Annotated in this window: 21 protein-coding genes; 14 read left to right on the forward strand and 7 right to left on the reverse strand. The window is 69.9% G+C overall.

The window, feature by feature from the left end; genetic code table 11:
* The first annotated feature begins 172 nt into the window (after nt 1-172).
* Entirely contained in the window at nt 173-685 is a 513-nt protein-coding gene (locus tag AB0H81_RS00310) for a nuclear transport factor 2 family protein (RefSeq protein WP_358367025.1), read from the forward strand.
* 86 nt (nt 686-771) lie between these two features.
* Here the strand turns inward: AB0H81_RS00310 and AB0H81_RS00315 are convergent, their stop codons facing one another.
* From AB0H81_RS00315 to AB0H81_RS00325, 3 genes are all read right to left on the reverse strand, one after another.
* Entirely contained in the window at nt 772-1,158 is a 387-nt protein-coding gene (locus AB0H81_RS00315) for a MerR family transcriptional regulator (protein ID WP_358367028.1), read from the reverse strand.
* Nucleotides 1,159-1,815: 657 nt separating this feature from the next.
* Nucleotides 1,816-2,013: a hypothetical protein gene (locus tag AB0H81_RS00320; RefSeq protein ID WP_358367031.1), complete on the reverse strand. Its 198-nt coding sequence runs from the start codon at nt 2,011-2,013 to the stop codon at nt 1,816-1,818.
* Nucleotides 2,010-2,213 (reverse strand): hypothetical protein, encoded by a 204-nt coding sequence (locus AB0H81_RS00325; RefSeq protein ID WP_358367346.1) that lies wholly within the window; start codon nt 2,211-2,213, stop codon nt 2,010-2,012. The genes AB0H81_RS00320 and AB0H81_RS00325 overlap by 4 nt, the downstream gene beginning before the upstream one ends.
* 192 nt (nt 2,214-2,405) lie before the next feature.
* On the opposite strand from AB0H81_RS00325, the gene AB0H81_RS00330 reads away from it, so the two are divergent.
* The 4 genes from AB0H81_RS00330 (at nt 2,406) to AB0H81_RS00345 (ending at nt 6,554) form a co-directional block, all read left to right on the forward strand.
* The gene (locus tag AB0H81_RS00330; RefSeq protein ID WP_358367342.1) at nt 2,406-3,155 is read left to right on the forward strand and encodes a LysR family transcriptional regulator; all 750 of its coding nucleotides are present in this window, start codon (nt 2,406-2,408) and stop codon (nt 3,153-3,155) included.
* 331 nt (nt 3,156-3,486) lie between these two features.
* The gene (locus tag AB0H81_RS00335) at nt 3,487-3,630 is read left to right on the forward strand and encodes a hypothetical protein (protein ID WP_358367034.1); all 144 of its coding nucleotides are present in this window, start codon (nt 3,487-3,489) and stop codon (nt 3,628-3,630) included.
* A 60-nt stretch (nt 3,631-3,690) separates the two neighbouring features.
* A complete protein-coding gene (lanL, locus tag AB0H81_RS00340; protein WP_358367037.1) occupies nt 3,691-6,246 on the forward strand; it encodes a class IV lanthionine synthetase LanL in 2,556 nt (851 codons plus the stop codon).
* A gap of 59 nt (nt 6,247-6,305) precedes the next feature.
* On the forward strand, nt 6,306-6,554 hold the full coding sequence (locus AB0H81_RS00345) for a hypothetical protein (RefSeq protein WP_358367040.1): 249 nt from the start codon (nt 6,306-6,308) through the stop codon (nt 6,552-6,554).
* Nucleotides 6,555-6,686: 132 nt separating this feature from the next.
* Here the strand turns inward: AB0H81_RS00345 and AB0H81_RS00350 are convergent, their stop codons facing one another.
* Complete coding sequence (locus tag AB0H81_RS00350; RefSeq protein WP_358367042.1) at nt 6,687-7,889, reverse strand: erythromycin esterase family protein; 1,203 nt, start codon at nt 7,887-7,889, stop codon at nt 6,687-6,689.
* A 179-nt stretch (nt 7,890-8,068) separates the two neighbouring features.
* On the opposite strand from AB0H81_RS00350, the gene AB0H81_RS00355 reads away from it, so the two are divergent.
* Together AB0H81_RS00355 and ligA are read left to right on the forward strand one after the other, a co-directional pair.
* Complete coding sequence (locus AB0H81_RS00355; RefSeq protein WP_358367044.1) at nt 8,069-8,746, forward strand: SDR family NAD(P)-dependent oxidoreductase; 678 nt, start codon at nt 8,069-8,071, stop codon at nt 8,744-8,746.
* Between the two features lie 118 nt (nt 8,747-8,864).
* Complete coding sequence (gene ligA, locus AB0H81_RS00360) at nt 8,865-10,931, forward strand: NAD-dependent DNA ligase LigA (RefSeq protein WP_358367046.1); 2,067 nt, start codon at nt 8,865-8,867, stop codon at nt 10,929-10,931.
* A 106-nt stretch (nt 10,932-11,037) separates the two neighbouring features.
* Here ligA and AB0H81_RS00365 read toward each other — a convergent pair whose 3' ends face one another.
* Both AB0H81_RS00365 and AB0H81_RS00370 read right to left on the reverse strand, forming a co-directional pair.
* Nucleotides 11,038-11,451 (reverse strand): VOC family protein, encoded by a 414-nt coding sequence (locus AB0H81_RS00365; protein WP_358367049.1) that lies wholly within the window; start codon nt 11,449-11,451, stop codon nt 11,038-11,040.
* A 124-nt stretch (nt 11,452-11,575) separates the two neighbouring features.
* A complete protein-coding gene (locus AB0H81_RS00370) occupies nt 11,576-12,568 on the reverse strand; it encodes an LD-carboxypeptidase (protein ID WP_358367052.1) in 993 nt (330 codons plus the stop codon).
* A 271-nt stretch (nt 12,569-12,839) separates the two neighbouring features.
* Here AB0H81_RS00370 and AB0H81_RS00375 point away from each other — a divergent pair, with 271 nt between their 5' ends.
* From AB0H81_RS00375 to AB0H81_RS00405, 7 genes are all read left to right on the forward strand, one after another.
* Nucleotides 12,840-15,200: a nitrate- and nitrite sensing domain-containing protein gene (locus AB0H81_RS00375; protein ID WP_358367055.1), complete on the forward strand. Its 2,361-nt coding sequence runs from the start codon at nt 12,840-12,842 to the stop codon at nt 15,198-15,200.
* A complete protein-coding gene (locus AB0H81_RS00380; RefSeq protein WP_358367344.1) occupies nt 15,200-15,631 on the forward strand; it encodes a roadblock/LC7 domain-containing protein in 432 nt (143 codons plus the stop codon). The genes AB0H81_RS00375 and AB0H81_RS00380 overlap by 1 nt, the downstream gene beginning before the upstream one ends.
* Nucleotides 15,628-16,026 (forward strand): DUF742 domain-containing protein, encoded by a 399-nt coding sequence (locus AB0H81_RS00385; protein WP_358367058.1) that lies wholly within the window; start codon nt 15,628-15,630, stop codon nt 16,024-16,026. Before AB0H81_RS00380 ends, AB0H81_RS00385 begins: the two co-directional genes overlap by 4 nt.
* Nucleotides 16,007-16,606 (forward strand): ATP/GTP-binding protein, encoded by a 600-nt coding sequence (locus AB0H81_RS00390; RefSeq protein WP_358367061.1) that lies wholly within the window; start codon nt 16,007-16,009, stop codon nt 16,604-16,606. The genes AB0H81_RS00385 and AB0H81_RS00390 overlap by 20 nt, the downstream gene beginning before the upstream one ends.
* A gap of 130 nt (nt 16,607-16,736) precedes the next feature.
* Nucleotides 16,737-17,951: a cytochrome P450 gene (locus tag AB0H81_RS00395; protein WP_358367064.1), complete on the forward strand. Its 1,215-nt coding sequence runs from the start codon at nt 16,737-16,739 to the stop codon at nt 17,949-17,951.
* Between the two features lie 168 nt (nt 17,952-18,119).
* Complete coding sequence (locus tag AB0H81_RS00400) at nt 18,120-18,752, forward strand: helix-turn-helix domain-containing protein (protein WP_358367067.1); 633 nt, start codon at nt 18,120-18,122, stop codon at nt 18,750-18,752.
* 110 nt (nt 18,753-18,862) lie between these two features.
* On the forward strand, nt 18,863-19,864 hold the full coding sequence (locus AB0H81_RS00405; RefSeq protein WP_358367069.1) for a hypothetical protein: 1,002 nt from the start codon (nt 18,863-18,865) through the stop codon (nt 19,862-19,864).
* A 107-nt stretch (nt 19,865-19,971) separates the two neighbouring features.
* Here the strand turns inward: AB0H81_RS00405 and AB0H81_RS00410 are convergent, their stop codons facing one another.
* Complete coding sequence (locus AB0H81_RS00410) at nt 19,972-20,811, reverse strand: hypothetical protein (RefSeq protein ID WP_358367072.1); 840 nt, start codon at nt 20,809-20,811, stop codon at nt 19,972-19,974.
* Between the last annotated feature and the right edge of the window lie 95 nt (nt 20,812-20,906).

Raw genomic sequence — 20,906 nt, forward strand, 5'->3', positions numbered from 1 at the left:
CGCTTGTTCCTGTTTCTGCAGGTTAAGCGGGAAGCATCGGTGGTGAAGGGGCTCTGGGAGGGTGTGTCGCGTGTCGCCCGAGATGGCCCCGCAGCCGCCCGGCCCAAGGGCCGCCGGGTGACGCCTCTCGGTGCTCTGCCGGGAGTGGTGAGCCCCGCCGTACCCGGGCCAGGTGCTGTACGTTGACGGCTGCGATCTGGAACCGAGAACACCGGGAACACGCGTGTCCGCCGGCCTGCCCGCCCATCGGCACATCGAGAACCTTGTCGCGCGATACGCGGAGCTGGTGGACGACGGTGACTTCGCCGGTCTGGGCGCATTGCTCGGAGATGCGTCCTTCGTCGGCAGCTCGGGCCCGGTCACCGGCTCCGACGCCATCCGTACGATGTTCGAGAACACAGTGATCATCTATGCGGACGGTACGCCGCGTACCAGGCATGTGATCACGAACATCATCGTCGATGTGGACGATGCGGCGGGAACGGCAGCCGCACGCTCGTACTTCACCGTGCTGCAGTCGGTCGACGGGAGGCCGCTCGAGATCATCGCCGCGGGCCGCTACCGGGACCGCTTCCTGCTGCGCGACAAGGAGTGGCGGTTCGCCGAGCGGCGGGTCCAGGTGGAGTTCGCGGGCGATGTCAGCCGCCACCTCCGATCGCACCAGATCACCCGCCATGATCATTAGCGGGGCGAACCTGGGAGAGCTGGCAGGACAGCGGACGACAGTGAGAGTTCCATCTTGCGCGCTGTCGCCGGCCGGGCCTGGCGCGGTCAGGGGCGCCGGCGTAGTTCTTCGTTGATGCGCAGAGCCTCGGCGAGCTGGTCTTCCAGGATGATGATGCGGCAGGCCGCCTCCAGCGGGGTGCCGGCGTCGACGAGTTCGCGGGCCCGGGCGGCCAGGCGCAGCTGGTAGCGGGAGAAGCGGCGGTGGCCGCCCTCCGAGCGCAGGGGCTCGATCAGCTTGGCGGCACCGAGACTGCGCAGGAACGCCGGGGTGACGCCGAGGATCGCGGCCGCCCGGCCCATGCTGTAGGCGGGATAGTCCTCATCGTCGAGCCGCTGCTCGGGGCTGTCGCCTGCGGCGGCTGGTTTGTCAGTGGTGTGGCGTGGCCGGTCTCGCGTGGAGGTGGTGGCCGATGCCTGGTGTGTTTGATCCATTCAACCTTCCCGCATGCGGATAGGGGCCCCGGCGCCATGATGCGCCGGGGCCCAGAGGTTTAACACCATCGACCGGCCATTTTGGCCGGTTCTCTTCTTCCGCACCAGCCGCCGATGCGGCGAGGGCGCGGGGATCGCGTAAGCGTGACCGTAGACCACCGTCCTGTTCGTGGAGCTGCGGTACCCGTGCGGCGTCGTGCTGCCTGCGACGGGCGATCCTGATGGCGTTCAACACTCCTTTCCTGTTCATCCGTGCGTCGACACCTTGGGATCTGTGTCGGCTTCGTGCAATGGCAGCGCGTCCACCGCCCCGGCCCTTGTTCAACCGCATTGGCCGCGGCAGTCCGACCTTCTGCCTCTTCCTCGTTCTGTGATGCTGTCCACGTCCGTCCGGGCAGGTCGTCGTGGTGCTCGTCCTGCGCTGCCCTCGTGGATCCGTCTCTTGCGATGTCAGAAACCTTAGCGACGTCCGGCGCGAATGTCTACTGTGACGACTACAGATTTTCTTCCGCACGCAAGGCGTGATCGCGGTATGGCAGTCAGTGAGGTGCTCGGTGATCGGCCTGTGGATGGGGTGTTGCCCCATGACGGCCCTTCGCCCGCCCCGCCGCCCGAACTGCTGGAGCCGCCCGCGACGGCGCGGGCCGGCCACCGCCTCTAACCGCGCGGGGCGTACATGATGACGAGCACTCCCACCAGGCAGATGGCCGCGCCGGCCGCGCACGTCGCCAAGTCGTCGCATCCGGCGTCCACCGCCTGGAGCAGCGTCTCGCGGATCGTCCGCAGATCATGGATCTTCTGCTCCACCTCGGCCGGCTTGGCAGCCGTTCGCGTCCGCAACCCGCTGTCGGTCATGGCGCCACCTGGGGAGCCGCCTCGATCGCCCGGGCGGCCAGCCGATCGAGTACCTTCGTGTGAACCGCCGGGACCTCGACGTCCAGGGTGAGGCCCTTCCCGCCGGTGGTGAGAGTGAAGCCGAAGAACGAGCAGCACTCCGTCTCGCGCGCCACCAGATCCCGCGTCGTCTCCTCCGCCTCCGCCGCGCCGTCCAGCATCAACCGCAGACGCGTCGGCCCCGTCCGGTCCACCCCCCCGCAGGGCGGAGGCGAACAGCGCATCGAACTCCGCCACCCGCAACGGCTGGTCCTCGGTCGGCAGCGTGCATTCGGCCGGCACCCACGCCATGGCCCCTCCCTGCGGTCCGATGCCTCCCGCCTCCTCCGGCGAGAGGCCCCACGGTCGAGGATCTGCGGCTCGTCGAAGCGCTTTTCCGGCACGGCTCGCTCGGCGCGGCCGGGCGGGAGTTGCTCATCAGCCAGCCGGCCGCGAGTAATCGGCTGGCCGCGCTGGAACGGCGGATCGGCGAACGGCTCTTCGACCGGGACACGACGGGAGCGAGACCGACGCCGGCCGGGCGGGCGCTCGCGGCGGAGGCGGCACACGTCCTCGAGCACCTGGAGGCGATCTTCGATCGGACCCGGGCGGCGGCGCGCGCGGGCACGCTCACCGCCGGCACGTTCGCCAGCCTCGCCCCGTGGCTGTTCCCGGCGTTGGAGGAACTGCTGGGCGAGGTGACGGTGCACCAGGTCAGCGATCACGGCGATCGGCTCGCCGTCCTGATCCCCGCAGAGGTGCGGCTCGGCTCCGGGCGAAAGCCGTTCGCGGGGCTCGACGTGATCGTGTACACCTACGACACCGCCGCCGCCACGCTGCACCGGCGGGTCTGCGAGCTGGGCGGTCGTCCCCGGCGGGCGGCCACGGCGGAAACGGCCGTGCGGATGGGCCGCCTGCTGCGCTGCCCCGTCGTCCTGCCCCGCGGGCTGGGCACCTGCTACGCCGAGCCGCAGGAGCAGGTCTCGGCGATGACGCTTCCGGGCAGGCTCACCCTCTTCATGGTGACCCGTCGCCCGACACCGCCCGAGCTGACGGCCGCCGCCGCCGGCCTGCCCGCTCGCCTCGGTCTGGAGCCCGCATCGGACCCGCCTGCCGTCTCCTGAGTTCACGACTGTACGACGTCTGGGGCGCGTGCGCCGGAGGCCGGCTTCACCACCGTTGATCTGCTGACTCACGGATGCACTGTTTGGCTCAGCCGCAAGGAGGGAAAGAAACGCTATTTGTGCGCCACGCCGTTTTCTTGCTGGGAAGTCGGCGGATTGCGGGCGCATTGTCGGCGGGCGGCAGAAGGCCGCCATGGGGCTGCCCTGATTACGGTTGGTCGTCCTCTGATGTCAGTCCGCTTTCTGACGTAAGGGATCTTGACAGAATCGCCCCACATGTTAGCATCGCGCTGGATATCGGACAGGCTGTAATGGGCGGAAGGGACAGCAAATGTCGGCACTTCTGAAGATGGAACCCCGAGTGGCCGGGACCGACGTGATGGAGCCGGTCGTCGACTTCGAGCAGCGGTGGGAGAGCCAGGTGGACCAGGACCGTTGCCCGGTGACGCGACCTGGGGTTTCGAAGATCTGCTGATCGCCGGGATCGGCGCGGCGCTGACGTGGCGGTACTCACCCGGACGGGAGCTGGCAGGAGATGGACGAGACTGGTTCCCCGGCCTGGGTGGAACAAGTCGTCAGGCAATGCGTCAGCGCTGACTACACGGTGACAGGCGGCTCTGTCTGGCTGGTTGTCAGGCCAGACGGAGCCGTTTTGCCGGACCACGGATGGAAGTTGCACGTATCTTCTCGCGCGTCGAACTTTCCCGAACTGGTGGAAAGACTGGTTCCTTTCCTGGTGGCCGAGGGCTGCGTATTCAAACTGGCTCGTTCGCGACAAGTGCTCCACGAGTTGAACGACGGTCAGTCGGCGGCGGAGAGCGTCGGTAAGGCGTTCACCGTCTATCCGGACCAGCGACTCGTCCGTGAGGTTGGATTACGGCTCGCCCAGGCACTGCGCGGCCACCAGGGGCCGCGCGTACTCAGCGACCGGAGAGTGTCCGCGGACGCTCCGGTGTACTACCGGTACGGGGCGTTCGTCACCCGGCGGAGCACCGACGCGCGCGGAGTGCCGACAACCCGGCTGCAGGGGCCCGACGGCGAGGAGTTCGACGAGCCCGCCGGGCTCACCTACCGGCAACCGTCATGGGTGGAGGATCCGTTCACCGGTGCCCGGCCGGAACCCGGCAGCTCCCGTGGCGACGTCCTGCTCGGCGGGCGCTACCGCGTCGTCGTCGGGATCCGGGAAGCCGCCCAGGGCAACGTCTACCGGGCGATCGACGAGCAGACCGGCCGCCAGGTGGTCATCAAGCAGGCGCGCGCCTTCGTCGGCGAACACGGCGACGGGAACGACGGCCGGATGCGGCTGCGCAACGAGCGTCGCATTCTGCAGGCTCTCGATGGAGTCGCCGCTGTGCCGCGATTCCTCGACCACTTCCGGTACGGCGACGACGAGTTCCTCGTCACCACCGACTGCGGCCCCCGGACCCTGGCCGAAGACGTACGGCGGAACGGCCCGTACCCGACCGGACCCGACGCAGGCGCGCGCAGCCTGGATCGGCTGGCGGGCGAGCTGGCCCGCGTCCTCACCGCGGTGCACGAACGTGGCGTCATGATGCGCGATCTGTCCCCCGCCAACGTCGTGATCGGTGACGGGGCCAGCATCATCGACTTCGGACTCGCCTCCTATGACGGACTGCACCTGCCAGGGATGACACCCGGTTATGCGCCCGCCCGGCAGGCACGCGGCGAGCCGCCGCGGGACAGCGACGACTTCCACACGCTCGGCATGACCCTGCTGTTCGCGGCGACCGCTCTGCACCCGGTGACCCTGGGCGACGATCCCGAGCTGCCGAGAACGCGGGCGCTGCAGACGATTTCGCGGTACCACGGCCGGACGCCGTCGGAAACGATGTCCGCCGTCGTGGATCTGCTCGGCGACGAGGAACGTGCGCGCACCGCGATGCGGCGGCTCGCGTCAGGGGACAACCGCGGGACGGCGTCCCCGCCGTCGCTGTCGACCGGCCCGGCCGGACGACCGCCTGTGGTCACCGCCGACCTGGCCGCCGAGGTGATGGACAACCTCCTGGGCGACCTGCTCGAACGGGTGGACGGCGTTCTGGAAGCCCCGGCCGGCACGAAGGCCGCCGACGACGTGAGCGTCTACAGCGGCAGCGCCGGCATCGGCCTGGAGTTGCTCCACCATCGGCATCGGCCGGCCGTGGAGCGGAAGTTGCGTGAGCTGGCGGCCTTCACCGAACGCGTCACGGTGTCGGTGAGGCCGCAGCCCGGCCTGTTCACCGGCGTGACCGGGACGGACATGTTCCTCCAGGAGGCGGTCAGCCACGGCATCGGCATGACGGACTGGCCGGGCCGGAGCCTGCCGCCGCCGGAGTGGAAATACGAGGTCGCCGACCTGACCGACGGAAACGCCGGTGTCGGCCTGGGGCACCTGTACTTCTACCGCGCCGACGGCGACCCGGCGGACCTGGAGGTGGCGCTGCGCTGCGCGCGTACGGTCGCGGAGGAACGGCCGCTCAGTCCCGGCTCCACGCCGGGGGAGGCCGATGTGACCGCCGGACGCGCGCACGGCCTGGCCGGCATGGTCGAGTTGCTGCTCGGCGTCGCCGAGGAGACCGGCGAGTCGTGGGCGCGGGAAGCCGCCGCGGATCACGTGCGCCGCCTTGCGGAACGCGCACGAACTCTCGTGCTCGAAGCGAAGGACCCGGCGGCGGAACCGATGACCATGTCGTGGTGTCGCGGCCTCACCGGGATCGGGCAGACGCTGCTGCACGCGAGCAAGGTGCTGGACGACGCGTCCCTGGCCGCCCTCGCCCGTCAGGGAGCCGACGTCTGCGTCGCCCGCATGCCGCGACTGAGCACGCTCGGCCAGTGCTGCGGCGTGGCCGGTGTCGGCAACCACCTGCTGACCCTGGCCGAGCTGGAGCAGTCGGAGCGTTACCGGGAGGCGGCTCACGACCTGGCCGCTCACCTGCTGCTTCGAAGCGCCGGCACGCCTGCTCACCCCGTCCTGTTCTCGCCCGACGACCCGCCCGCCCGATCTCTCTCGTGGGCGCAGGGGCTGACCGGCGTGGTGACCTTCTTCCGCCGGCTGGCGCATGGCGGTCCCGACTGTCTGCCGTCCGGCACGTGACGTTCCGGCGTGCCGGTCTGCAACTTTCTCGGTTGGGAGAGCGTTTTCCCAGGTCGGCGGTGGCTCGGGACCCGGACAGCCGCTGGCTCAACGTCGGCGAAGTCAGCGCCGAAGGTGAGGGCGCCGGCGGTGGCGGCGGCAACGGGTGGGTGATCCTCAGCGGGCACGACGCCGACGGCGCCGCGGGCATCAACGGCCCGATGAACCGCTGGTACGGCGGCATGGTGCACGAACTGGGGCACGCGTTCGGCCTGCCCGACGCCACGTCCACCGACGGCACGTGCTTGGCGGCGTCCTTCTACAGCTAGCCGAACTGCCACTTCAGCCAGGCGCAGAGGAACAGCATCCTCAACGGCCCGTACGGCGGCTTCCTCTCCTGATCGGTGACCGGCGGCGTGCCCGACCGGCACGCCGCCTCCCGAGGGCCGTCCTGCGGGAACCTAGCTCCGCACGACGTCCTTGACGTACACGATCCCGTCGTTCTCGGCCAGATGGGCCGGGTCCAGCGGGAAGTAGCCGAACCAGGGGGACACGCGAGGGGCGGGCGGCGCGTCACCGAGGGCGGCGGCCAGCCGGCGGGCGTCGACGAGGTAGCGCTCCTCCGGGAACGCGTACAGGAGCCCTTCGACGGTGTCCGGGGGCGGGGCGCCGACTCCCCGGTGCGGGATGGTGCCGAGGGCCGTGGCCACGAAGGCGTACTCCTCGCCCAGGTGGGCGCCCACGATCGCGCCGGAGCTCCACCACTCCAGCGGCAGGTCGCCCATCCGCATCGTGCTCCTCTCCCGTTGGAGGTGGCGGTTGTGGGCGTGGGCCAGCGCCGGGCCCCGCTCGGCGACGGCGAGGAGGTTGGCGGCGATCATCGAGCCTCGCGCGCCCATCAGCCGCGCCATGCGGGCCGGTGACGTGTCGGCCATCCAGAAGTGGTAACGCAGCAGGCCGACGGCGGTGCGCCCGTACAGGCGCGCCCTGTCCCAGTCGTCCCGCGAAGACACGGCGATCAGGCGCGGCGTCTGCGCGTCGAGCAGCGCCACCAGGTCGTCGGCGAGCAGCCGCAGATCCCTGGCCTCGGCCGACCGCCCCACGGACCGGGTCGGGTCCATCATCACGTCGGGATCGGTCCACCTCTCGTCGGCGCCGAGCAGGCGGCCGAGCGTGTCGGCGGTGCAGGGGAGCAGGTTCGCCTCCACCCAGGACGCGAGGTAGCCGTGGAGCGCGGTGAGGGCCTGCCGGGGGCTCGCGGCGTGGGTGATCTCCAGCGGGCCGTCGGCGCCGGCGAAGCGCACCTGCTCGGACGCGGGCCGGCCGTCGTTGTGGGCGCGCATCCAGCGCACGAGCTCGCGGTTGCCCGCGGAGGCGCCCCACCCGTGGCTGATGCCGCGTTCCATGACCTCGTCGAGGGTGCCCGTGCCCGAGGTGACGTAGTCGTCCACGACCAGGCCCATCATGCAGTCGCTCTCGAGCGCGATCGTCCGGTAGCCCTCCTGCTCGACGAGCTGCCGGAAGAGCTCGTTCCGCAGGTCGAGCAGGACGTCCTCCTCGTGGGTGGGCTCGCCCAGGGCGAGCAGCCGCGGCCGGCCGGGGAACAGTCCCATCAGGGCAGCGGCCTCGAAGGCATGCGTGGTGTCCTTGATGCCGGATGTCATACCTTCAACGGTATCGTTCGACTTTTTGTTGAGACTTTTCTGCGGTACTGGCTTCATCATGCGGATAAACCTTCAAAACGCTGGTCACAGTGCCTCGCCGCCGCCGTACCGCAGGTCCGGTCGTACGAGCAGAAGCGCCGCGCCATGATCAGATGTCGCGTGTCGAGGAAGGGAGTGTCATGGGGCATGTGCTGGTGACCGGGGCCACGGGAGGGATCGGGACGGCACTGGTCGGCGCACTGGTGGAGGCCGGGCATCGGGTGACTGCCGTGGGGCGCGACGTCGGGCGGCTGAACGTGCGAGGGATCGAGGCGGATCTGGCTGAGCCGGGGACGCTGGCCGCCGCTGTGGGAGCGCTGGAGGACGCGGGGGAACTGGGGGAGGTGCAGGCGCTGGTGCACTGCGCGGGAATCTCCCCCGTCGAGGCCGTCGCCGACGCCGGTCCCGAGACATGGCGGCGGACGCTGGCGGTGAACGTCGCCTCCGCCGCCGAGCTGGTACGACTGACGCTGCCCGCGTTGCGGCGGTCCAGAGGGCACGTGATCTTCGTCAACGCCTCACCCGGGATGACCGGGGTCCCTCGCTGGTCGGCGTTCGTCGCCAGCAAGGCGGCGCTGCGGGAGCTGGCCGATTCGCTGCGCGAGGAGGAGGCCGCCCATGGGGTGCGCGTCACCACGGTCTATCCGGCGGCGACGGCGACCGACCTGCTGGGTGAGGTCAGGCGCGCCTTCGGGCGCCCGTACGATCCCGAGTCGTGCATCCAGCCGCGGACGCTGGCTGCGATGATCGTCTGGGTGCTGGGCGCACCGGCCGACGGCTACGCCTGCGAGCTGTCCGTACTGCCATCGCCGCGCTGAGGCTCCGCCCGGGAGCGGGCCGCCCCGGCCCGCCGCCCATCGGATGGCCGCCACGAACTGATGACCGGCGACCGCCGGGTCGCTGGGAAATGTCGGAGCTGCCCGGCACGATGAGCGCATGATCGACGCTCCTCCGCACGCCGAGCTCTCGGACCAGGCCGCCTACGCGGCGGCCGTGCAGCTCGCGGCCGACGCCGCGGCCGCGTACTACGGCCAGGGCGACCCGCCCCTCGACGACGACGCCTACGACCAGCTGGTGCGGGGCATCGCCGCGTACGAGCGCGAGCATCCCGAGCAGGTGCTTCCCTCCTCGCCGACCGGGAAGGTGGCCGGCGGCGCGGTCGTCGGCGACGTGCCGCACACGGTGCCGATGCTGAGCCTGGACAACGTCTTCGGCCCCGAGGACCTGGCCGACTGGGCCGCCTCGCTGGAGCGCAGGCTCGGCCGGACGGTGACGGCCTGGAGCGTGGAACCCAAGCTCGACGGCCTCGCCATCTCCGCCCGCTACCGTGGCGGCCGCCTGGTCCAGCTGGTCACGCGCGGCGACGGCACCGCCGGCGAGGACGTCTCCCACGCCATCGGCACCGTCGTCGGCCTGCCCGGCCGGCTGGCCGACCCCGTCACGGTGGAGCTGCGCGGCGAGGTCATGATGACCGCCGAGCAGTTCGAGCAGGCGTGCGCCAAGCGCCAGGCGCACGACGGCAGCACCTTCGCCAACCCGCGCAGCGCCGCCGCCGGCACGCTGCGCGCCCAGGACCGGCCGTATGTGTGCGAGCTGACGTTCTTCGGCTACGGCGCCCTCCCCGCCCCCGACGATCATTCGGAACTGGCCGCGCGGCTGCGGGAGCTCCCGCACAGCGAGATCATGGCGTGGGTCGCCGGGCAGGGTGTCCAGACCACGGCCGCCACGCCCGTGGCCGGCACCGTCGCAGCCGGCCTGGACGAGGTTCAGGCCCGCGTGGAGCAGATCGCGGCCATGCGGGCCGAGCTGCCGTTCGGCATCGACGGCATCGTGATCAAGTGTGATCTGGCCGCCGATCAGGAGAAAGCGGGATTCAGCTCACGAGCGCCCCGCTGGGCGATCGCCTACAAGCTTCCCGCCGTCGAGAAGATCACCAAGTTGGTGGGCGTGGAGTGGAACACCGGCCGCACCGGCGTCATCGCCCCACGCGCCGTGCTGGAGCCGGTCACGCTGGACGGCAGCATCGTCACCTACGCCACCCTGCACAACGTGGCCGACATCACCCGGCGCGGGCTCATGCTCGGTGACAGCGTCGTCGTCTACAAGGCGGGCGACGTCATCCCCCGGGTCGAGTCCCCGGTCGTGCACCTGCGCACCGGCAGCGAGGAGCCCATCGTCTTCCCCGAGGTGTGCCCGTCCTGCGGCGACGCCATCGACAAGTCCCAGGAGCGGTGGCGTTGCGTGCGCGGCCGCGCCTGCCGGGCGATCGCGTCGATCGGCTACGCCGCCGGACGCGACCAGCTCGACATCGAGGGCCTGGCCGACAACCGCATCCAGCAGCTCCTCGACGCAGGGCTGATCGCCGACTTCGCCGACCTGTTCACCGTGACCCGCGAGCAACTGCTGGGCCTGGAGCGCATGGGCGAGACCAGCACCGACAAGCTCCTGACCGCCATCGAACGCGCCAAGGGCCAGCCACTCAGCAGGGTGTTCTGCGCCCTCGGAGTACGCGGCACCGGCAGGTCCATGAGCCGCCGCATCGCCCGCCATTTCGGCACCATGCAGGCCATCCGCGACGCCGACGCGGAAGCGCTCCAGGCGGTCGACGGCATCGGCCCCGAGAAGGCGCCGCTCGTGGTGGCCGAACTCGCGGAGCTCAGCGACCTCATCGACAAGCTGATCGCCGCAGGGGTGAACATGACGGAGCCCGGTACCGTGACGGCGACACCCGGCGCGCAGCCGGCTCCCGCCGACCTGCCGCTGGCCGGGATGGCGGTCGTGGTCACCGGCACGATGACCGGTCCCCTGCAGGCCCTCTCGCGCAACGAGGTCAACGAGCTGGTCGAACGCGCCGGCGGCAAGGCGTCCTCCAGCGTGTCGGCCAAGACCTCACTGCTGGTGGCGGGCGACAAGGCCGGATCGAAGCGGGCCAAGGCCGAAGGTCTGGGCGTGCGGATCGTCACCCCGGAGGAGTTCGCCGAGACGGTGGAGCGATTCCTGTAAGGGCCGGCAGCCCAATCGGCGGTGGCTGCCGAGGACCTCATGATGCTCGACGGCGATCACCGGAGGGCGGCCGGGAGAGGCCGCCCGCGTTCGCCGAGGCCGGCGGCTACTCCGCGTAGGGCTGGTCCTTTCCCTGGGCGCTGTAGCCGAGGCTCCAGACGTAGCCGTCCGGGTCCGCGAAAGAGCCGCCGTATCCGCCCCACGGCAGGGGGCCGGCGGGCTTGAGGATCGTGGCGCCGGCCTTCTCGGCCTCCGCGATGATCTCGTCGACCCGAGCCTCGCTGCGCACCACGTAGGTGAGGACCAGCCCGCTGAAACCGCTGCCTTCCGGGCTCGTGCCCACCTGGTCGGCCAGGCCTTCGCGGCCGTAGAAGCCGACGGGCGAGGCTCCATCCGATTCGAAGAACACCGAGATGCCGTAATCGTGCTGGATCTTCCAGCCGAGACCCTCCGTGTAGAACCGCTTGGACGCCTCCATGTCCCGGACGCCGAGAAGGATCGAGCTCACGTGCGCTTTCATGCCTTGTCTCCTTGGTGCGTAAGGGGTGGTGCACATGAGAGTCACGCTACGGAGGGTCGGCGGCCGTCGCTTCTTCATTCCTGATCGGTTGGTGAGCTGTTCCGCCACGCAAGCCGTCGGCTGGTCAGTGGCGTAGCAGGGTGAGGCTTGCCGCGGAGCCGGTGATGGTGAGCAGGCCCTGGCCGCCGATCGGGAAGGTGGCCAAGGGGTCGGTGTGGCCGACGTCGATGTTGGCCACGACGGGAACGCCGGCCGGCAGTGGCTGGTTGCCGATGATCTGTTCCAGCAGCGGGCGGGACATGCGGCTGGCTTCCTGGAAGCGGCCGATCGCCAGCCCCCGGATGTTCGGGGCGTCGGGGAGTTGCAGCAGCGAGGTCAGGTCGCGGGCGAAAGTCTCCGGGTGCGACTCCAGGTCGTCCTCGACGATCAGTAGCGCGCCGTCGAGGGACGGCATGTACGGGGTTCCCTGCAGCAGGTTCAGCGTGCAGAGATTGCCGCCGACGATCCGTCCCTCGGCGGTGCCGGGGCGCAGCGGCCACCATCCGTCGTTGGGGATCAGGTGGCGCTTGTCCTGGTCCATGAACCAGAGGTCGTCGCTCCAGTGCGGCGCCGGGGACAGGGTGACCGGAGCGGTGTCGAACATGACCGCGGTGAACCAGCGCAGGGTCTGCTCGAAGTGATCCCGCATCCCGAACGTCGACCAGTGCGGACCGGAGTAGGTGACCAGCCCGGTCCGGGCGAGGATGGCGTTCTGCAGGGCGGTGATGTCGGAGTACCCGCACAGGATCTTCGGGTTGGCGCGGATCAGCTCCCAGTCCAGGAACGGCAGGAGTTCGTTGGAGTTGTAGCCGCCGATGACCGTCAGGATCGCCGCGACCGACGGGTCCGCGAAGGCGTCGTGCAGATCGGCGACCCGTGAGGCGACGCTGGAGGAGTCCAGCGCGTCCCGCTCGTCGACATGGCTGCCGTAGGAGAGCCTCAGGCCGAGCTCGGCGAACCGGGACGCGATGATGCCGGTGTGATCGTGCTCCATGACCATCGCGCGGGACCTGGCCGGCGCCACGATCCGTATGACGTCGCCCGCGTTCAGCTTGGGAGGGAACATCACATCCATCATCGTCGAAGCGTAACGGGGGGTGTCTTACGGCAGTGCTGGGGAAGGTGGGGCTTTCGAGTCATCTGTGGTGTAGCTACTATCAGGCACCAATCGCCTACTTTGGCGATTTTCGTCATGAACGCACCGACCGGTTGAGGAGAGTGTCCTGCACGTGGCTGGCTTGGGCAGGGTCGGGCGACGACGAACGGGAACCGAGGGGAACGGCTTACCGGGGTCCGCAGAAGCCGGGTCGCGGCGGCTGACCAGCCGCCGCCGGCTGCGCCTGCGCACCGTGCTGATCATCGTCGTGGTCGTGCCGACCGTGACCTTCGCGCCGCTGCTGGGTTCGGGCATGTTCCAGCTCTTCAGCCAGTGGCGGGCCGAGACGGCCCAGCTGGAGCTGGCCGCCATCTCCGTCGGCAGGCCCGCGGCCAACCTGTTCTTCAACCTGGACCTGGAGCGACGGCTCACCGCCGAGACTCAGGCCAAGCCTGGAGAGGCGTCCAGCGACAAGCTCGCCAAGCAGCGGGCGGAGACCGACAAGGCCGTGGCCGCCTTCCGCCCGCTGGCCGCCATGGACACCTCCAGGGCGCCCGAGGGCACCACGGACGCCATCGCCCTGACCGACCGCGGCCTCGGCCTCCTGGAGCAGCAGCGCCGGGCGGTGGACGCCGGCTGGTCCAGCGCCCAGAACGCGTTCGACTACTACAACGGCGTCATCGAGTCGGACCTCGGCGTGCTGACCGCCCTCAGCCGTACCGACGAGGGCCAGGTGAGCAGCCGGGCGCAGACGCTGGTCGACCTCTTCTGGGTCGTCGACACGATCGGCCGCGAGGACGCCGTCCTGGCCCGCGGCTGGGAGACGGGGCGTCTGACGAGGGACGAGTACAAGCTCGTCACCGACGCCGTCGGCACCCGGAAGCACCTCATGGAGTCCCGGGTGGTCCCCAGCCTCTTCGGCAACGAGAGCCGGTACAGGGCGCTGACGACCAGCAAGGCGTGGAAGACCATGACCGACACGGAGCAGCGGCTGGTCGCCTCCGGGACCGGCGCCGACGACAACCAGGTGAAGCTCCGCCAGGTCGCCCCCGCGTGGCGCTCGTCGGTGAACACGATCACCCCGCAACTGGTGGAGCTCCTCAGCCTCCGGCTCGAAAACGTGGCCAAGATCGGCTACAGTCACGCCAAACAGCTCTTCGTGATCTTCGTCAGCATCACCGGCGTGGGACTGCTCGCCCTGGTCCTGGTGATCGTCACGAGCTGGCGCCTCACCGCCATTCTCCGGCGGCGGATCCTCCAGCTACGGCAGGAGGCCCTGGAACTCCAGGAACGGCTGCCCGACGTGGTCGCCCGGCTGGAGCGCGGCGAGGACGTCGACGTGGAGGCAGAAGTACACATGGTCGACCCCACTCCCGACGAGCTCGGCGAGCTCGGGCAGGCCCTCAACATGGCCAGCCGCCGCGCTGTCTCCACCGCCGTGCGCCAGGCCGAACAGCACCGTGGCTTCCAGCGCATGCTCCAGCGCATCGCCCGCCGTACCCAGATCCTCATCGGTCTTCAGCTGAAGAAGCTGGACGAGCTGGAACGCAGGCACGAGGACCCCGAGGTGCTGGAGGGCCTGTTCGACCTGGACCACCTCACCGCCCGCCTGCGCCGCTACGAGGAGAACCTGGTGATCCTCGGCGGCGGCCAGCCGCAGCGTCGCTGGCGCAAGCCCGTACGCCTGCTCGACGTCCTGCGCGCCGCGCAGGGCGAGGTCCAGGACTACCGGCGGATCTCGATCGACGTCGAAGGCGAACCCTGGGTGACCGAGCGCGCGGTGGGAGTGCTGGTCCACGTCCTGGCGGAGCTCATGGAGAACGCCACCGCCTTCTCCAGGCCGCCGACCCCCGTCGAGGTGCGGGCCGCACTCGTCAGCCGCGGCATCGCCGTGGAGATCGAGGACCGCGGCCTGGGCATGGAACCCGAGCAGTACGCCGCCGCCAACGCTCTGATGGAGTCGCCGCCGCAGCTCGACGTGATGACTCACGCCGACGACGTGCGTCTCGGCCTGTACGTGGTCGCCCGGCTCTCCGCGAGCCTGGGCCTCCAGGTGGAACTGCGGCAGTCGGCCTTCGGCGGCACCCGTGTCATCGTGCTGCTCCCGGACTCGCTGGTGGTGGACCGGCCCCGCGCGGTACCGGGCCCGGCCGCGCGCCCCGCTGAGGCCCCCCAGGACCCCACCGGCCCGCACCCGCACCCGTACCCGCAGGAAGGTACGGCCGGTTCTCAGCCGCCCCACGAGAAGCCCCAAGAGACGCCCCGCGACGACACCCAGTTGCCGACTCGCTCCCGGGGGCGCGCGATGGCACACGTCACGGCATCCGCCACCGGATCACCGGACCGTGGCGACGGGCCGCCGCTGCCCGACCGCCGGCCGCTGCCCCAGCGGGTGCGCCAGGCCAACCTGGTCACCGAGCTCAAGGTCCCGGCGGACCGGGACGACCGTACCGACCAGGAGACCTGGGCCGTACGCGACCAGCCCAGCCGATCCGGCGCCACGATCGGCGCCTTCCAGAGGCAGTCCCGCAGGCGCCGGACCGGTGACGACACCCTCCAGCCCCGGCCGAACGGATCCCCCGAGCCCCCTTCGCCTACGACGGAAGATCGATGATGACGCAGCGAACCACCGCCACCGACACAGACCTGGACTGGCTCCTGGACGGCCTGGTCGATCAGGTCGCGGGCACCCGGCACGCCATCGTGCTGTCCGACGACGGCCTGGTGATCAGCCGCTCCCGGACCATCGAACGCTCGGACGCCGAACGCCTCGCCGCGATCGCCACCGGCCAGCAGAGCCTGGCGCGCGGTGTCGGGCAGCTGTTCAGCGGCGGACCGGTTCACCAGGTCATCATCGAGATGGCCGAGCTGTGGCTGTTCATCACGGCCGCGGGCCGCGGCACCCACCTGGCCGTGGTGGCCTCCCAGGAGGTCGACGCCGAATTGATGAGCGTCGCGATGCACACCCTCATCCAGCAGGTCGGCCAGAAGCTGGGAACCGACGCGCGTACCCCGCCGGCCGACGACGCGGGGAGACGCGGATGAGGCACTGGACGGAGGGCTTCGACGAAGACCACGCCGACGAGCCCCTTGTCCGTCCCTATACGATCACCGGCGGACGAACCACCCCGGAGCGGGACGACCTTACGCTGATCACCCTGGTGACGGCGATCTCCGAGGAGTCCTCGGACAACGGGGCGGGCCTGCGAAGGATGCAGCCGGAGCACCGGACCATCCTCGCTCTGTGCAAGCGGCCCCTGGCGGTGGCCGAGGTCGCCTCGGCGCTGCACCTCCCGGTGTCAGTGACCAAGATCCTCATTGGCGATCTGATCGAGTCCGGTCAGGTGCGATCCCGGCCGCCGCTGGCCTTCGCGCAGGCGGGCGGATTACCTGGAATGTCAATCCTTGAGGCGGTGAGGGATGGGCTTCGCAACCTCTGACCACGGGGTTCACGCTCCCCTGGCAGTGAAGATCCTTATCGCCGGTGGTTTCGGCGTGGGGAAGACGACCCTGGTCGGCGCGGTGAGCGAAGTCGCCCCGCTCCGTACCGAGGAGTACCTGACCCACGCCAGCATCGGCGTGGACGACCTCGAAGGGGTGAGCGGCAAGACCACCACCACGGTCGCGCTGGACTTCGGGCGTATCACGATCAACAGCGACCTCGTGCTCTACCTGTTCGGCACCCCCGGGCAGGAACGCTTCTGGTTCATGTGGAACGACCTCGTCAACGGGGCGATGGGCGCGATCGTCCTCGTGGACACCCGCCGGCTGGACGTGAGCTTCGCGTCGATCGACTTCTTCGAGAGCCGCGGCGTCCCCTTCGTGGTCGGCGTCAACTGTTTCCACGGCGTCAAGGACCGGACGCAGGAGGAGATCCGCAAGGCGCTCGATCTCGACCCGCAGGTGCCGCTGGTGCTGTGTGACGCCCGCGATCGGAAGGCGGGCCGCGACGTCCTGCTGGCGCTCATCGACCACCTGATGGCCGCCGCCTCCCGCGCCGCGGCACATCCCGTCTCCTAGGCCGAGTCTGCCGAACAGACGCGCGCCCACAGGAGCCTCAGGGATGTGTGGCCACTGAGTCATTGACCGGCTACGTACTGTTCCGTACGTTCCAGGGGACTCGTTGGCCCGGCATCGCCAGGAGGCGATCATGACAGCACGGTCCAGCACCACTTCACCCTGGCCCGACCTTCCGCCCGGTCCGCTCGGCACCCCCTCTCCCGAACTGGTCCGCAGGCTCGCCGAGGCTCCGTTGGAGCCGACCGTCATGCCGAGCGGGGACCAGGTGCCCATGATCGTGAGGTACGACGACGTCCGCGCGGTTCTCACCTCGCCGGCCAGCAGCCGCAACCTGCGGACGCCCGGCCTTCCCCGCATGGTCAGCGGCACCTCCCTCGAGGACGACCCCTCGGCGCTGATCAACCAGGACCCGCCCGAGCACACCCGCTACCGCCGCATCATGCAGGGCACCTTCACTCCCCGGCACATCGAGCGCTGGCGGCCCCGCGCGGCGGCGATCGCCGACGAGCTGATCGACGCGGCCGGCCAGGAGTTCGACGTGGTCGCCGATTTCGCCCTGCCGCTGCCCGCGCGGGTGATCTGCGAGATGCTCGGCGTCCCGATGGACCGGTTCGAGCAGTTCCGTGGCTGGACGGAGATGTTCCTGTCCACCTCCGAGGCGAGCGCCGAGGCCCGGGGAGCGGGATTCGCCGCGTTCATGGAGTACGCGGGCGAGCTGATCGCGGAGCACCGGGTCAGGCCGGGCGACGATCTCATCGACCTGCTCATCGCGGCGCGCGACGAGGGGGACAGGCTGAGTGAGGCGGAGCTGACCCACATGGTCTTCACGCTGATCATGGCCGGTCACGAGACGACCGCGTCGATCATCATCCGGGGTGCGTTCCGGCTTCTGTGCCACCCTGAGCAGTACGCGGAGCTGGCGGCCCGGCCCGAGCTCCTGGAACCGGCGGTGGAGGAGATCCTGCGCTGCGAGGGGCCCGGGGGGAACGGCCTGCTCAGGGTGATCACCGAGGACGTCGAGCTGCCGAGCGGCGTGATCCCGAAGGGCTCCGTCGTCCTGCCCAACCCCTCGGGCGCGAACCACGACCCGTCGGCGTTCGACGACGCGCTGCGCTTCGACATCCACAGGTACGCCGGGAAGGCGGCCAACCCGCACCTGGCGTTCGGTCACGGCCCGCATTACTGCCTGGGGGCGAACCTCGCCAGGATGGAGTTGCAGGAAGCCTTCCGCGCCCTGGTGAGGCGGCTTCCCGACCTCCGCGCCCAGGAGGACCTGTCGACGCTTCGCTGGACCAGCGACGGGCTGATCCATCGCCCCCTCCGGCTCCCGGTCAAGGGAGGCTGAGGTCTCATCCCCTGAGCAGGCAGCGGGCTCGCAACTCTCAACGGAGCGGGGTCGTGGTCAGCCGGCCAGATCGACGGTCACGGTGACGCGGCCCGCTTCGTCGCGTTTGGGGGTGCTGAACGTGCGTCCTGAGCGGCGTCCCTTGTAGGTGACGACCGTGACGAGGGGTTGCGCGCCGACGCGCGGCACAATCGCGACCGCATCGTCGAGGTCGCCCGCGAACTGTTCGCCGGCCGCGGGCTCGACGTGCCGATGGCCGTGATCGCCCGGCACGCCCGGGTGGGGGTCGCCACGCTCTATCGCCGTTTCCCCACCAAGGAAGCGCTGGTCACCGAGGTGTTCGCCGGCCAGTTCGCGGCGTGCGTGTCGGTCGTCGACGACGCGCTGGCCGATCCGGACCCGTGGCGCGGTTTCTGCGCGGCCATCGAAAGGGTGTGCGCGATGCAGGCCGTCGACCGTGGCTTCAGCGCGGCCTTCGTCGCGGCGTTCCCCGACGCGGTCGACATCGAGCAGGAACGCGACCGCGCCATCCAGGGCTTCGCCGAACTGACGCGACGCGCCAAGGCGGCCGGGCAACTGCGCGCCGACTTCGCGCCGGACGACCTCGTTCTCCTGCTCATGGCCAACTGCGGCGTCATCGCCGGATCCACCGAAACGGCTCAGGCCGCGTCCCGGCGGCTCGTCGCCTACCTGCTCGGCGCCTTCCGCGCCGAACAGGCCGGGCCCCTCCCGCCACCCGCCCCGCTCAACCTGCTCGACTTCCTGCACGCGCCGGTTTCCGCAGAGAACGGGATCAGGTAGCGGCTCCGACCGTCTGCCCGACATCATCACTGCTGCTACGTTTATGCACTTTAGTCCCGTAGTGGTTAGAGGTACGGAAAGTGCGACGGTACGGCTGGACGATCGGCAGCGTGATGGCAGGATGTCTGCTCGCGGGGTGCTCCGCCCTGCCCGGCATGGGCGGGACGGCGAATCCCCCGGCGAGCACAACGGCCACACCCGGCAAGAGCAGCGCGCCGTCACCCGCCCGCGTCGTCTCGGACCAGGAGGCCACCTCCCTCCTCGCGGACTACGTCAAGCGCAACAACGCCGCCAACAGGGCCCGCAGCGACAAGCTTCTGGCGGGCTACGAAGGCGGCTCCAGCTTCGCGATCGACAAGGCGTCCTACAGGTCGAGCCGCATCCTGCACAAGACCATCACGTACCAGCCGTTCGCGTACACGAAGCCCACGTTCCACGTGCCGGCCGCCGGACAGACGCCCTGGTTCCTGGCCACGACGCACTGGCAGGGCAAGACGACGACCGCGAAGGAGCCGACGTACCTGCTCTTCGCCCGGCAGGGCGACGGCTGGCGGCAGATGTACTCGCCCGACACCTTCGACGGCACCACCACCGGGGACCTGCCCGCGATCGCCGTGGACGCCTCGGGTCTCGCCACCGAGGTCGCACCCACGGACTCGGCCGGTCTGCTGATGTCACCCGCCGACTTCGCGAAGAAGTACGCCTCCCACATGACCGGCAAGGGCACGGCCGCCGACAAGAGCCTGTTCGCCGCCGACAGGATCACCACGCAGGCCGCGACGACGCGCACCAAGATGGACCAGTACGCGCGCATCACGGCAACCGCCCGCCCGGCCACCCGCTACCCGTCGTACACGCTGCGCACCGACGACGGCGGAGCGCTGACCTTCACCACGATCGAGCGCACCATACGCTACGACGTGCGACAGGGCCCGGAGCGCAACTACGTCTTCCAGAAGGACAGCGGCATCCTGCGCGGCAAGTACTACACGTACATGACGATCAAGGACCTGTACCAGGTGGCGGCCCACATCCCGCCGAAGAAGACCGAACCGGGCCAGGCCAAGGTGCTCGCCTCCTACTCCGGCCTCGTGGCGGGCACCGGCAAGTGAGCCTTGGACGTGGCGCATGCGGTCGATGCCGTCCCACGTCCACGCCCCGCTGCCGCGCGCGACCGCTCTGATGGTGCAGTTCGCGCTCCTCCGCAGGGAGGTGCGGGCTAGTTCCAGATCCCCGGAACGTCCTCCGGCACGGCGTCCTTGACCTGCCCCTGGTCGATCACGTCGCCCTCCAGGGGCAGGAGGACGGTGGCCTCGCGCCCCCAGTCCCAGTAACGCGTGCTCGACTCGACCCGGACGGAGCGGTCGTAGAAAGGAATGACGGCCTTGGCCGACACCCGCTCGACCAGGCCGGTCGGGCCGAGCCAGAGGGTGTAGGAGACCTTCCCGTCGCGGCCCTTCTTGGAGTGCGATCCGAAGCGCGAGGCGAAGGCGGGCGACACCGCCGCCAGGCGGCTCGTCCTGATGGACCCCTTGACCACGCCGTCCCGCGTCGGCGTGCGCTTGGCCAGGAGCGTCTTGAGCGTGTCCGGCTCCAGGACCTCGAGGAGCAGGTTGCTCGGCGGCAGCTCCGTGTTCCGGTACCGCACCCAGTGCGCGTTCTGCGGCAGCAACGCCTGGTCGACCACGGGACCGGCGACGTAGCTGGCGTTCCGCGAAGAGATCATCTGGACCGGCCCCTCCTGGAGGGCCTCGGTCTCCTCGCGGTCCAGCTTCGTCATGCTGCGGAGCAGATCCTTGCTGTAGCGCACGGTCTGCGCCACGTCCGACGCCGCCGCCCCACGCTGGTCGAACCCGATCGTGCCCTCCAGGTCGGAGGTGGTGACCAGGTCGCGCGTGAACGTCATCTTCGCCGTGGCCTGGACGTTGACGGCCTTGCCTCGGGCCAGTTCGGCCCTGAGCGCCTTGACCGGGTCGATCTTTGATTCCGCCTGTGCGGGCACGGCGATGAGCTGCACCGCGCCTACGATCGCGACGGCACCGACGATGGCTCGATTCATGGGGTTTCCCTGGGAACGGTCGGAAAGACGCGAACAATCTTGTGCATCTAAGATCCCTAGTCAAGCCGAACCGGCTCATTCGGCATCATCGATGG

It is taken from the genome of Nonomuraea sp. NPDC050691 (genome assembly GCF_040654455.1).
Classification (GTDB): domain Bacteria; phylum Actinomycetota; class Actinomycetes; order Streptosporangiales; family Streptosporangiaceae; genus Nonomuraea.

Bases quoted from the DNA above. Each gene is read 5' to 3' on its own strand.
- AB0H81_RS00385 (WP_358367058.1), top strand. From the start codon at position 15,628: ATGAGGCACTGGACGGAGGGCTTCGACGAAGACCACGCCGACGAGCCC.
- AB0H81_RS00370 (WP_358367052.1), bottom strand. From the start codon at position 12,568: ATGATGGATGTGATGTTCCCTCCCAAGCTGAACGCGGGCGACGTCATA.
- AB0H81_RS00380 (WP_358367344.1), top strand. From the start codon at position 15,200: ATGACGCAGCGAACCACCGCCACCGACACAGACCTGGACTGGCTCCTG.
- AB0H81_RS00365 (WP_358367049.1), bottom strand. From the start codon at position 11,451: ATGAAAGCGCACGTGAGCTCGATCCTTCTCGGCGTCCGGGACATGGAG.
- AB0H81_RS00395 (WP_358367064.1), top strand. From the start codon at position 16,737: ATGACAGCACGGTCCAGCACCACTTCACCCTGGCCCGACCTTCCGCCC.
- AB0H81_RS00410 (WP_358367072.1), bottom strand. From the start codon at position 20,811: ATGAATCGAGCCATCGTCGGTGCCGTCGCGATCGTAGGCGCGGTGCAG.
- AB0H81_RS00390 (WP_358367061.1), top strand. From the start codon at position 16,007: ATGGGCTTCGCAACCTCTGACCACGGGGTTCACGCTCCCCTGGCAGTG.
- AB0H81_RS00320 (WP_358367031.1), bottom strand. From the start codon at position 2,013: ATGACCGACAGCGGGTTGCGGACGCGAACGGCTGCCAAGCCGGCCGAG.
- AB0H81_RS00315 (WP_358367028.1), bottom strand. From the start codon at position 1,158: ATGGATCAAACACACCAGGCATCGGCCACCACCTCCACGCGAGACCGG.
- AB0H81_RS00350 (WP_358367042.1), bottom strand. From the start codon at position 7,889: ATGACATCCGGCATCAAGGACACCACGCATGCCTTCGAGGCCGCTGCC.
- AB0H81_RS00355 (WP_358367044.1), top strand. From the start codon at position 8,069: ATGGGGCATGTGCTGGTGACCGGGGCCACGGGAGGGATCGGGACGGCA.
- lanL (WP_358367037.1), top strand. From the start codon at position 3,691: ATGGACGAGACTGGTTCCCCGGCCTGGGTGGAACAAGTCGTCAGGCAA.
- AB0H81_RS00325 (WP_358367346.1), bottom strand. From the start codon at position 2,213: ATGCTGGACGGCGCGGCGGAGGCGGAGGAGACGACGCGGGATCTGGTG.
- ligA (WP_358367046.1), top strand. From the start codon at position 8,865: ATGATCGACGCTCCTCCGCACGCCGAGCTCTCGGACCAGGCCGCCTAC.
- AB0H81_RS00335 (WP_358367034.1), top strand. From the start codon at position 3,487: ATGTCGGCACTTCTGAAGATGGAACCCCGAGTGGCCGGGACCGACGTG.